The organism is Cupriavidus sp. 21MJTG02-4 (assembly GCF_057798975.1).
This window is the reverse complement of record NZ_JBYOJP010000030.1, coordinates 40,439-52,029: the sequence shown is the minus strand read 5'-3', so window position 1 is coordinate 52,029 and position 11,591 is coordinate 40,439. Positions and strand designations below refer to the sequence as shown.

At 67.4% G+C, this 11,591-nt stretch carries 9 protein-coding genes; all 9 read right to left on the bottom strand.

Going from position 1 to position 11,591, the window contains the following annotated elements; translation table 11 throughout:
- Positions 1-200: 200 nt before the first annotated feature.
- Positions 201-3,839: a YadA-like family protein gene (locus AC3FKH_RS33095; protein ID WP_488679818.1), complete on the bottom strand. Its 3,639-nt coding sequence runs from the start codon at positions 3,837-3,839 to the stop codon at positions 201-203.
- Positions 3,840-4,010: 171 nt separating this feature from the next.
- Positions 4,011-4,847: an outer membrane protein assembly factor BamE gene (locus tag AC3FKH_RS33090; protein WP_488679816.1), complete on the bottom strand. Its 837-nt coding sequence runs from the start codon at positions 4,845-4,847 to the stop codon at positions 4,011-4,013.
- A 316-nt stretch (positions 4,848-5,163) separates the two neighbouring features.
- Positions 5,164-6,192: a LacI family DNA-binding transcriptional regulator gene (locus AC3FKH_RS33085; protein ID WP_488679814.1), complete on the bottom strand. Its 1,029-nt coding sequence runs from the start codon at positions 6,190-6,192 to the stop codon at positions 5,164-5,166.
- Positions 6,193-6,288: 96 nt separating this feature from the next.
- Positions 6,289-7,272: a tripartite tricarboxylate transporter substrate binding protein gene (locus tag AC3FKH_RS33080; protein ID WP_488679813.1), complete on the bottom strand. Its 984-nt coding sequence runs from the start codon at positions 7,270-7,272 to the stop codon at positions 6,289-6,291.
- A gap of 25 nt (positions 7,273-7,297) precedes the next feature.
- A complete protein-coding gene (locus AC3FKH_RS33075; RefSeq protein ID WP_488679812.1) occupies positions 7,298-8,398 on the bottom strand; it encodes a porin in 1,101 nt (366 codons plus the stop codon).
- A 128-nt stretch (positions 8,399-8,526) separates the two neighbouring features.
- Positions 8,527-8,868: a cupin domain-containing protein gene (locus tag AC3FKH_RS33070; protein WP_488679811.1), complete on the bottom strand. Its 342-nt coding sequence runs from the start codon at positions 8,866-8,868 to the stop codon at positions 8,527-8,529.
- Positions 8,865-9,842, bottom strand: a complete 978-nt coding sequence (locus tag AC3FKH_RS33065; RefSeq protein ID WP_488679810.1) for a quinone oxidoreductase family protein — start codon at positions 9,840-9,842, stop codon at positions 8,865-8,867. Before AC3FKH_RS33065 ends, AC3FKH_RS33070 begins: the two co-directional genes overlap by 4 nt.
- Before the next feature lie 41 nt (positions 9,843-9,883).
- On the bottom strand, positions 9,884-10,768 hold the full coding sequence (locus AC3FKH_RS33060; protein WP_488679809.1) for a beta-keto acid cleavage family enzyme: 885 nt from the start codon (positions 10,766-10,768) through the stop codon (positions 9,884-9,886).
- A 37-nt stretch (positions 10,769-10,805) separates the two neighbouring features.
- Positions 10,806-11,555 carry an SDR family NAD(P)-dependent oxidoreductase gene (locus AC3FKH_RS33055; RefSeq protein ID WP_488679808.1) on the bottom strand — a complete coding sequence of 250 codons (750 nt, stop codon included), beginning with the start codon at positions 11,553-11,555 and terminating at the stop codon, positions 10,806-10,808.
- Positions 11,556-11,591 lie beyond the last annotated feature (36 nt).

Here is an 11,591-nt window from a genome sequence, read left to right as displayed (position 1 = left end):
AGGTTCGCCTGCAAGCAAGGCCGGATATAAGTCTGCAACCAGTCCTGTTCTAGCCAACAATGATCAGTCTTACCTTGCAAACCGGGGCGCGTTCATATAAGTAGGTCGCCGGCTACGCCGGCGAAACAGCAGCGCCTGCCAAGAACGACAACCGTTCATAACCAGCGACCCATGCCGGCTTCCCTAAAAATTGATCCCGTCTACCAATGGAATCCCGCTCCAACCGCCGCCCCCACATTGCGACGCGAGTTGGTCGTCACGCCACCCTTGAACACCCACTTCCCGGAATCCGACAGCTTCGACACCCCGAGCGCGATCGCTGACTGGCCGCTGTAGGTGCTGCCCGCCAGGGCGACCATGCCCTTGCCCGGCAACACCGCCTGCGGCAGTCCCGCCAGCGCCATGGCCGACGCGGTGCCGGCGTTGGCATCACGCTGCACGCCGTCAACCCGGTTGTTCAGGTTGGTGATGGACTGCGTATTCCCACCCACCTGCTGGTTCAGGTTGGCAATGTCCTGCGTGTTCTCATCCACCTTCTGGTTGGTCGCATACAACTGCGAACCGTTGACCGCGTCGGTACTCCCCGCGCTGAGGCGCCCGGCCGCGACATTGCTCACGGTGCGCTCGTTGCCAGCCGAACCCACGCTGACCGTGCTGGTCGCGCTGCCTCCGGCGAACTGGTAGGTGGTGCCACCCACCACGCCGCTGGCCGTCGCCACCGCCGCCGCCGTGACCGATCCCGCGCCGAGTGCCACGCTGTTGGCGTCCGATGCCACGGCATTGCGGCCGAGCGCGAGCGCGCTGTCGCCGGTTGCCCGGGCGTCATAGCCCACCGCCGTCGACCCCTGCCCCTGGGCATAGGCATCCGCCTGCGCCAGCCCGGTGTCGTTGGTCCTGACATAGCGGATGCCGCGCCCGTTCTGCTCGGTGTACTCGGTCGACTGGTTGCCGGCGAAGTTGTTGATGACCGCGTTGGTCTCGTTGAGCTGCGACATGTTCACGACGTCGCTGTCGTTGACGCCGCGCGCCACGTTGGTGATCCTCGTGCCGCCAGTCTTTGTCACCGAGTTGTACGTGTCGCCGCCCATCGTCACGCTGTTGTAGTTGACGGTGCCATCCGCATTGGTGTCGTACTTGACCGCGCCCTGGTCGAGGTTCGAGATGTTCGAGGAAATCTGCTCGATGGCCGCGTTGGTCGCAGCCAGTTGGGAGCCGTTGACGGCATCGGTACTATCGGCGCTGATGCGCCCGGCAGCCACGTTGGTGATGGTGCGCTCGGCGCCGGCGTCGCCGACGCTGACCGTGCTGGTCGGCGCGGTGCCCGCGAAGGTGTAGTCCTTGCCGGCGATCGTCACGCCCGTGGTAGCAACCGCGGCAGCAGTGACGGAGCCCGCTCCGAGTGCCACATCGCCCGCATTGGCGGCGACGCTGTTGTGGCCGATCGCCACCGCATCCGCTGCGGCCGCATTGCTGTCGCGGCCCATGGCCACGGCGCCGTCACCGTTCGCCTGCGCGTTGTAGCCGACGGCGGTCGCGGCCTGTCCCCGGGCGTGGGCGTCGGCTTGCGGCAGGCCCGTGTCGTTGGTGCGGACGTAGCGAATGCCGCGGCCATTCTCTTCCGTGTACGTGGTCGACTGGTCGCCGGCGAAGTTCTCGACCGTATTGGTGATGCTGGTCACGTCAGCCTTGACTTCATTCAGCTGGGACACGTTCACCGCATCGCTGTCCGCCACGCCACGCGCCACGTTGGTGATCTTCGTGCCACCAGTCTTGCTTACCGGGTTGTACGTGCTGCCACCCATCGTCACGCTGTTGTAGTTCACGGTGCCATCCGCAAACCGGTCGTACTTCACCGCGCCCTGGTCCAGGTCCTCGATGGCCACATTGGTGGCGTAGAGCTGCGAGCCGTTGATGGCATCGGTGCTGGTGGCGCTGATGCGGCCGGCGGCCACATTGGTGACGGTGCGCTCGGCGCCGATGTCGCCAACGCTGACGGTGCTGGTCGGCGCGATGCCCGCGAAGGCATAGTCCTTGCCGGCAATGGTCGTACCCGTCGTCGCGACCGCCGCCTGCGTGACAGCGCCCGCGCCGAGCGCGACGTCGTTGTCGCTGGCCGCAACGGCATTGCGGCCAAGCGCCAGCGCATTGCCGCCGAGCGCCACGGCGTTGTAGCCCAGCGCCGACGAGCCGATGCCTTGAGCATGCGCATCGTCCAGCGGCAGGCCGCTGTCATTGGTGCGCACATAGCGGATGCCGCGTCCGTTATGGTCGATGTACGTATCGGACTGGTCGCCGGCAAAGTTGTTGATGATGGCATTGGTCTCGTTGAGCTGCGACATGTTCACGGCGTCGCTGTCATCCACGCCGCGTGCGACGTTGATGATCTTCGTGCCGCCGGTCTTGGTCACCGGGTTGTAGGTGTCGCCGGCCAGCGTCACGCTGCTGTGGGTGCTGTCGTCATACATGACGGCATCGGCCGTGGCAGCCTGGAGCTGGCTCACGTTGACGGCATCGGTGGCTGCCGTACCGGCGGTGACGCCGGTGATCTTGCCGCTGTCCCCATCGTTGATAGTGATATTGCCGAACTTCGGCGCGTCGGCCATCTGCAGGCTGATCACGCCCGTCGGGTCGGTGACGGTCTTCAGGTTGGCCCCCGAGTAGCTGCCGGCCGTCGTGGCGGCGCCGGTGATGGCGAGCGTATCGCCAAGGTGCCGGTCGATGCTGGCGCCGCTGTTGCCGCTGAAGCTGATGGGCTTGTCCAGTTCCTGTGTCACGGCATACAGTTGGGAGCCGTTGACGGCGTCGGTGCTTGCCGCGCCGACCTGGCCGGCCGCGACGTTCTGGATCTGCCGCGGAGCCGCCGTGGAACCGACGCTCAGCACATCGCCCGCCGCCGGTGCCGCGCCGGCAAAGGTGTGCGCAACCCCATTCACGGTCATGCCGGCCCTGGGGGTGGCGGCGGACACCGTCGAGTTGTTGCCCAGCACGACGGCGCCATTCAGGCCGGCCGGTACCGACACGTTGTTGCCGACGACGAAGGCGTTGTCGGCATCGATGGTGTTGTCATTGCCCAGCGCATAGCTGCCCGTGCCGGTGACATTGTTCGGGTCGCCGATCGCGCCGGAATTGTCACCGGTCACGATGTTCCGTGCGCCAATGCTGATGGACCGGACGCCCAGTGCCTGCGCGGCCTTGCCAATGGCAATGGCTTCAGTGTTCCTGGACATTGCGCCATCGCCGACCGCGACGGAAGACGTGCCGCTGGCGAAGGCATAGTCGCCCAATGCGAGCGACTCATCGCCGGCCGCGGCAGACAGCACGCCCAGGGCGACGGACGAGGTGTGCGAGGCAACCGCTCCGCGGCCCATGGCGACGCTGTAGCTGCCGGTGGCGAATGCCGCGGTGCCTACCGCAGTGCCATCGTACGCCGCTGACGAATCCAAGCCGATGGCCACCGCACCGTTACCAGAAGCGCTGGTGTTGCTGCCGAGCAAGGTCACGCCGGCATTCTGGTTGGCGTTGGCGTTGTTGCCGACGATGACCGAGCCCCCGCCTGGCAGTGGATTGCCCCAGGGGTCCGTTGTCATGGTGGGGTAAAAGTAGGTGGGATATGAGATGCCTGCTGCGTTGTCGCCGATGACCAGGTCGCTGGAGCTGCCGGCGGCATTGTTGCCAATGGGATCGAACGCGAATGCGCACGGCGTGGCAACGCTGGCGAAGATGGCGAGCGCGGAGGCAGCGATGCTTCGCGATGACTTTGCGCGCCCCTTGGCGGTCTCGGGCGCCGCCACCCATGTGCCCGTCGATGCGTTGAAAACGCTGCGATATGTCTTGTTCATGATGAGACTCCTGATTCCTTGAGAAGGCGCGGCATGCGTCGGATGCCGGCCGCCTTGTCGGGACGGCCCACGGAAAACCGGCGTGAGCGCGCCCCTGCCGCAGTGCGGCATGTTCAAAAAGATTCGTGAATGGAAGGGATCAGCCGGCCGTATCCACGCCGGCCTGCCGTGCTACTTCACGCCCGCGGAGCGGATCTCCACGCGCCGGTCCGGCGCGAGGCATGCAATCAGCTTGCTGCGGGGCATGGCGCCGCAATGGCTCACAGGGTCGGCCTTGCCACGGCCTTGTGCGGTCACCACGCGGCTGTCCACGCCTTGCGCCACCAGCAGGTTCTTCACCGTCTGCGCGCGCTGTTGCGACAGGCGCTGGTTATAGGCGGCGGTGCCGAGGCGGTCGGTGTAGGCGTATACATCGACATGGCGGAGCGATTTCATCGCGGCCAGCTCCCTGCCCAGTGCCTCGACCTGGCGGCGGCCTTCCGGCAGCAGGTCGGCCGTGCCGGAGCCGTTGAAGGCGAACAGGGCATCGGCGCCGAGCGTTGTGGTCCGTTCGGTGGCGGCGGGCATCGCGATCGGGGCAGCCGGCGCCGGCGCTTGCGCAATCTTCAGGAACGCCGCGCACGATTCGGGCGCCCAGTAGTACGAACGGGACTGCATGTCCGTGTCGAACAGCACCTTCATCTGGCATTGCGCGACATCGTCCGGTGCCGGCTTGCCCGTGCGGAAATTGAAGAGGTAATCCCACTCGCGCACATCGAGCATGCCCTCGTTGAAGTGCGGCCGCCCGATCAGCGCGTAGTGCTGGTCCTTGGTCATGCCGGGCCGCAGCTGGCGCAGGTTGTCGAGGTTCGCGAAGGTGCCCTGGGCGGGCCAGGCGCTGGCCTTGTCGGGGAATACGACCTGGCTCGATGTGCCCTGGTCAGTCGGGTGGCTGGAGGTCGTGGAACAGCCGGCCAGGATGGCGGCGGCCATGGCTGCCGCAGCCAGCGAAGAGGTAGTCAATCTCATAGTGTCGCCTCGGTTTGATCGAAGAACTCCGATCCGCGGCAAACACCGGCCCTCGGCCAGGCAAGCTGTCCGGGAGATTGGCTTCAGTCGGGAAGTTGGCGGGCGGCGATGCCGCCACGCCGGGTCAGCCGCCGCCACATCAATCACTCGCTGACTGGCGTGGCGTCGAGGAGACCGGTTGCTGAATGCTGCGGATCTTCGGGTCGTAGACTAGGTTCCCGAAGCAACGGAAACTATAGAAGGACTTCGAATCCGCGCGGTTTTCTTGCGGCGGGCTGGTGGGATTGGCGCGTCCGCCCGCTATCGCGCTACGGCGCTATGCCCTCGGCGCCCCCGTCGACCCCCGCACGATCAGCTCCGGCGTCAGCTCGACCGTCACCGCCTTGGCATCGGGCTGGCTGAGCTTGCTGAGCAGCAGCCTTGCCGCTTCCTCGCCCATTTCATGGACGGCAATGCGCACCGTGGTCAGCGGCGGCGTGAGCGCGTCGACGAACGGCATGTCGTTGTGGCCGATCACCGAGAGGTCGTCGGGGCAGCGCAGGCCACGGGCGCGCAGGCAGTCGTAGCAGCCCATGGCGATCAGGTCATTGCCGGCCGCAATGGCCGTCATGCCCGGGAATTCGGCCAGCAGCCGTTCGCAGGCTTCGCGGCCCGCTTCGCGCGAGTAGCTTGCGGCTTCGATGACCTGCCATTGGCCGCCTCCCAGGCGGTGGCGCCGCACGGCGCGGACAAAGCCCTCGCGGCGCAGGAAGCCGGTCGACAGCGTCGATGGTCCCGCGATGTGGCCGATGCGGCGGTGCCCGAGCCCGACCAGGTGATCCACCGTCAGGCGCATGGCCAGCAGGCTGTCGCTGACCACGCATGACGCCCGGCCGGTGTCCTCGCCGCGGTTCACCATGACTACGGGAATGCGCTGGGCCACGCAGTATTCCAGCACGGGATCGTCGCGCTCGGCCGTGGCCAGCACCAGCCCTTCGACCTGGCGCCCGAGCAGCTGGTCGATGACGAAGCGCTGGCGCGCCTTGTCGGTGCCGGCGTTGACGACGATCGGCACATAGCCTTGCTGGCACAACACCGCTTCAATGCCCGCCAGGATCGGCGGAAACACCGGGTTGGCGATATCGGGCAGCACCACGCCGACCAGCCCTGAACGCTGCGTGCGCAACCCGGCCGCGATGCGGTTCGGACGGAAGCCGCGCTCGTCGGCCAGTGCCAGCACGCGTGCCGCCACGTCTTCCGCCACGAGATGCCGTGTGGCCGGGTTCATCACGCGCGACACCGTCGAGTAATGCACGTTGATCTCGGCGGCGAGGTCTTTGAGGGTCAGGCGTTTGCGCTCGGACATGTCGGCGGAATGCGGTGCGGCGGCTGGGGCGCTGGGCAGGTCGGGAAACCGCCATTCTAAGGCACCCGCGACGGCCGGCCGCCGCGCGCGAGCCGACTACTGGCCGCCCTTGACGCCCGATTGCCTGACAACCGGCGCCAGCTTGGCGATTTCCGCCTGGATATAGGCGGAGAACGCCTGCGGCGTGGAGGTCCTGGGCTCGGCACCCTGCACCGCGAGCTTTTCCCTGACATCGGGCGCGGCCAGCGCCTTGCCGATCTCGGCATTGAGCGCATTGACGATCTCCTTCGGCGTGCCGGCGGGAGCGAGGATCCCGAACCACGAATCGAAGGCATACCCCGGCAGGCCGGCTTCCGCCACGGTCGGAATGTCGGGCAGGGAGGCGGCCCGCTTCGCCGTGGTCACGGCCAGGGCCTTGAGCTTGCCCTGGCGCACGAACGGCATGGCCGAGACCGACGGCGCGAACATCATGTCGCCGCGCCCCGCCATCACGTCGGTGAGCGCTTCGCCCGTGCCCTTGTACGGGATGTGGACCACGTCGATGCCGGCCTGCATCTTGAACAGTTCGCCGCTCAGGTGCGTGGAGCTGCCCGAGCCGGCCGAATCGAAGTTCATGGCACCGGGGTTGGCCCTGGCCGCGGCAACCACGTCGCGCACGGAGTTGTACTGGCTGGCGGCGTTCACCACCAGCACATTGGGCACGCTCGCCACCAGCGACACCGGCGCGAAGTCCTTGACGGTGTCGTAGGCCAGCTTCGGGTACAGCGTGGCGTTGATGGCGTGGCCGACCGACACCAGGATCAGCGTGTAGCCGTCCGGCGCGGCCTTGGCGACGCCGGTGGCGCCGAGCGTGCCGCCGGCGCCGGGGCGGTTGTCGACGATGATCTGGTAGCCGGAATTCTGTCCCATCCTGGCGCCGATGATGCGGGCCAGGATGTCGGTGGCGCTGCCGGCCGAGAACGGCACCACGAGGCGGATCGGCTTGGACGGGTACTGCGGTTGCGCCATGGCGGGCAGGGCGGCCAGGGCAACCGCGGCGGTCAGGGTGAGCAGGGCTTTGCGACGAAGGGGGCGGTACATCGTAGGTCTCCTTGCAACCGGGGATTCAGAAGAAGTGGCGCATGCCGAGCGCAAAGGTCTGCGGGCTCGCGCCGGCGCTCACGCCGAGTTCGTTGATGGCGAAGTCATAGATCGCGTTCTTCTTGTTCTGGATGCGGCTGTAGTAGGCATACAGCGCGGTACGTTTGGACAGCGGATAGTCGTAGCCGACGGTGAACTGCATCGCGCCCGTATCCGCCCCGCTGCGGAAGAAGCCGACGGTCTCGGTGGCGCTGCCGGCGCCGTTGCTGGCCAGCGCGAAGCCTGCCCTAACGCTGCCCGGGCCCAGCTTCTGCACGAGCGACGCGTAGTAGCCGTTGCGCGTCAGGTCGCCGGTGGCGGTGCGGTAGTGCAGGCGCTCGTACAGCAGCGCGACCGTGGTGGTCGGGAACCGGTACGACACGCCGGCCTTCATGGCGTCGTCATTGCGGCCCTGGACCTGGTAGTTCTGGTGGATCTCATAGGCCAGCACCACGTTGAGCGGGCCGTTGTCATACGCGGCCGAAAACGAGTACAGGCCGGGATTGCGCGGCACGGTCAGCTTTTCCTCGTTGATGCCCCACGCCGCGGCGCCACTGAAGCCCGCCAGCGATGGCGTCTTGTAGACGATGATGTTCTTCTGCCGGCGATCGAACGAGCTGGTGTCCTGCACGTTGTCGGAGCTCGACGTGGACCCGTTGCCGATCAGCGCCATGTAGCCGGCGGTGGTCGGGTAGTAGGGGTCGTAGCCGGACGTCGCCTCGGTATACGGCGTCTGCCAGTGGCCCATGAAGAAGGTGCCGGCCTTGCCCTGCAGCCCGATGCGGTCATTGCGCCCGGCAATCTGGCCCTGGCCCGTATCGAGCGAGAAGTTGCTCTCGATCTGCCAGATCGCCTTGAGCGTGCCGCCAAGGTCTTCTTCGCCACGCAGCCCGAATACCGAGCGGTTGTTGGTCAGCCGTCCGGTGCCGCCCAGGTGCGTGCCGTCCGTGGCGGTGGTGGCGTTGGAATACTCCAGCGCCGTGTTGATGCGGCCATAGATCGTGACCGAAGACTGCGCCTGGGCCGTGCCGGCCAGGCAGCATGCGGCCACGGCCAGCGCCGCGCTTCGCATGGGAACGCGTTTCATGGGTTTGTCTCCCCTACCTTTGATGTTTGTTATGGAAGAGAGTCCCCGCAATGCGCGGGGACGGCGCCATGCCGTGGCGCCGGATACTGCGTGCTACGTACTGCTTGCTGCTTGTTATGGCTACTGGTTCACGCTTTCGGGTACGGCATGGCCAGCAGCAGCATCGCCGGGCGGTTGCCCGGGTTGGACACCTGCCGCGCTTCGCCCGGCGCGAGCCGCACCGAGTCGAACTGCTGCAGCGTGACGGTCTCGTCCGGCGTGCGCAGGCAGACTTCGCCTTCAAGCACGACGTAGTGCTTCTCGACGGCGGAGGCATCCATGCTGGTGTGCCCGCCGGGCAGCAGCACCGACACGCCCAGCCACAGCGACTCGGACGGCCCGGCCTCATGCCCCTGCAGGCGCACGCAATGCATGCCGTCGTGGTTGGGCGGAAAGTACGCCGGCGCCTGCGCGAAGCGGGTCGTGTTCATGGCTTGAGCACCACGCGTTCGGCCGCGCCTTGCAGCACGGCGCGATAGGCGTCGGCGGCGTCAGCCAGCGCGTAGGTGTACTCGGGCAGCACCGGGAACGGCTTCAACGCGGCGGACGCGAACATCGGCGCGAGCTGGTCGAGGATGCCCGCGCACGCACTGCTGTCCAGCGCCAGCGTGTCGACGCCCACATAGGTGTGCTGGCCGCGGTAAAACGTGAAGATATCGAACGGCACGGGGCGCTCGATGGTGGAGATGAAGATCTGCGCGGCGCCGATCGCCATGGCCTGGTTGGCCTGCTCGAAGTACGGGCTGCCGACCGTGTTGTAGACAATGTCGGCGCCATGCCCGCCGGTTTCGTCGCGTACCACCGCGGCGATGGATTCGCTGCTTGCGTCGATCATGCGCACCGGGCCGCTGGCGTGGCCGCGATAGCGCTCCGCGGTGCGCTCGACGGCGAACACGCGCGCGCCCAGCGCGGTGGCGATCTGGATGGTCGCCTGGCCGACCTTGCCGTTGCCGCCGCACACCAGCACGGTGCTGCCGGGCTTCGGCATGCCGGCGCGGCGCAGGCCTTCATAGGCGGTGATGAACGGCACGCCGACCGCACCGGCTTCGAGCAGCGACAACGTGGCCGGCTTTTCGCGTACCGACTGCGCGGCCACGCTCAGGTACCTGCCATGCGTGCCGTCGCGGCGGATGCCCAGTTCGCCGCCACTGCCCCATACCTGCAGGCCGACCATGCCGTTCGGGCCGGCAACCACCGTGCCTGCATAGTCGCGCCCCGGCGTACGCGGCCAGATCGCGTGCGGCATCAGTCCGAGCGTGGCCTTGACGTCGCTGGGATTGACGCCCGCGCTGGCCACTTCGATCACGCACTGGCCGTCCACGGCCTCGGGGCGCGGCGCGCCCACCAGTTCCAGTTGCAGGCTGTCGATGCCGGCGGCTTTTTCGCTGACGCGAATGGTGTTCATGGTCTCTTCCTTTTCAGTGTCTTGTCTTGTGCGGTGTTGGTTCAGGCTTCGCGCAGGCCGAGCACGCGGCGTGCTTCCTGTGCCGAGGCAATCTCGCCGCCGAGCGAGCGGACGATGTCGCTCGCCTTGGCCACCAGTGCGGCGTTGTTCGGGGCCAGCACGCCTTTTTCCAGGTAGATGTTGTCTTCCAGCCCGACCCGGACATGCCCGCCCGCGAGCCACGCCTGCGCCACGATCGGGAACTCCGCGCGGCCGATGCCGAAGGCCGACCAGTGCGCCCCGGCTGGCAGCATGTTGCGCGCGTAGAAGAGGGTTTCCGGCGTCGGCGCGAAGCCGTACTTCACGCCGAGCACGAAGGTCCACAGGCCGGGGCCGTCGAGCACGCCCTCGCGGATGAAGTCCAGCGCCATGTTCAGATCGCCCGAATCGAAGATCTCCAGTTCGGGCATGACGCCGGCCGAGCGGATCACGGCGGCCATCTTGCGAACATTGGCCGGCGTGTTGATGACCACGTCGCCGCCCGAGTTCATGGTGTTCAGGTCCAGCGAACACACATCGGGGCGCAGCGCGGCGATGTGCTCGACGCGCTTGGCCGGGTGCAGCAGCGTGGTGCCCGGCGCGGCCACGCGCGGTTCGTCCTCGCTCGGCACGAAGCGGCCGCCGGGACCGGTGGTCAGGTTGATGATCAGCGTGCGGTGGCGCTTGCGGATGCGGTCGATGACGTCGGCGTAGTAGTCGAGCGACATCGACGGACGTCCGGTCTCCGGATCGCGCACGTGGATATGTGCGGCCGCGGCGCCGGCTTCGGCGGCTTCCAGCGCGGCGTTGGCGATCTGCTCCGGCGTCACGGGCAGGTTGGGGTACTGCTCGGGCGTGACGATATTGCCGGTCACCGCGCAGGTGATGAGGGTCTTGCGTGCATGCATGGTTGCGTTGGCGATAGTGTGGAAAGCGAAAAGGCAATCAGCCGAGCTGGCGGCCCCCGTCGACGACGATGGTCGTGCCCGTGGCAAAGCGCAGCGACGTGGCGCAGGCGACGATGGCGTCGGCCACGTCCTGCGCCTGGCCGATACGGCGCAGCGGCGTGGTTTTGGCCGCGCGCTCGTTGAAGGTGTCGTCGCGGCCGGGCACGAAGCCCGTGTCGACCACGCCGGGCGAGACATTCAGCACGCGGATGGCTGGCGCCAGCGCGCGGCCCAGCGACACGGCCATGACATCCAGCCCGGCCTTGGCCGCGCAGTAGGCCACGTTGCTGCCCTGGCCCGTGCGGCCCGCGATGGAGCCGACGTTGACCACCAGCCCGTCGCCATGGGCGCGCAGGTGCGGCGCGAATGCGCGGACGGCCGCGAACTGGCCGCGCCAGTTGATGGCGAACAGTTCGTCGATGAGGGCATCGTCGAGCGCGTCGAGGTCCGCGTGCGGAATGGCCCGCGTGAAGCCGGCGGTGTTGACCAGGATGTCGATCCGGCCGTAGTGGTGGCTGACTTCGCCGGCCAGCGCGTTCAGCGACGCGGTGTCGCCGATCTCGGCCACGGCGCCCAGGTGGTTGCCGGCCGGCAGCGACGCGGCCGCGCTGTCCGCGCTGTCGCGCAGGCGCCCGGTCAGGACCACGCTGGCGCCAAGCTGGGCCAGCGCATGGCCGGTGGCCAGGCCGATGCCGCCGGTACCGCCGAGGATCACGGCAACCTTGCCGGAGAGGGATGAAAGGCTCATGGTATTCAGTCGGGCTGCGTTGAAAGGGGCGGTGGG

Bases quoted from the DNA above. Each gene is read 5' to 3' on its own strand.
- AC3FKH_RS33095 (WP_488679818.1), bottom strand. From the start codon at position 3,839: ATGAACAAGACATATCGCAGCGTTTTCAACGCATCGACGGGCACATGG.
- AC3FKH_RS33090 (WP_488679816.1), bottom strand. From the start codon at position 4,847: ATGAGATTGACTACCTCTTCGCTGGCTGCGGCAGCCATGGCCGCCGCC.
- AC3FKH_RS33085 (WP_488679814.1), bottom strand. From the start codon at position 6,192: ATGTCCGAGCGCAAACGCCTGACCCTCAAAGACCTCGCCGCCGAGATC.
- AC3FKH_RS33080 (WP_488679813.1), bottom strand. From the start codon at position 7,272: ATGTACCGCCCCCTTCGTCGCAAAGCCCTGCTCACCCTGACCGCCGCG.
- AC3FKH_RS33075 (WP_488679812.1), bottom strand. From the start codon at position 8,398: ATGAAACGCGTTCCCATGCGAAGCGCGGCGCTGGCCGTGGCCGCATGC.
- AC3FKH_RS33070 (WP_488679811.1), bottom strand. From the start codon at position 8,868: ATGAACACGACCCGCTTCGCGCAGGCGCCGGCGTACTTTCCGCCCAAC.
- AC3FKH_RS33065 (WP_488679810.1), bottom strand. From the start codon at position 9,842: ATGAACACCATTCGCGTCAGCGAAAAAGCCGCCGGCATCGACAGCCTG.
- AC3FKH_RS33060 (WP_488679809.1), bottom strand. From the start codon at position 10,768: ATGCATGCACGCAAGACCCTCATCACCTGCGCGGTGACCGGCAATATC.
- AC3FKH_RS33055 (WP_488679808.1), bottom strand. From the start codon at position 11,555: ATGAGCCTTTCATCCCTCTCCGGCAAGGTTGCCGTGATCCTCGGCGGT.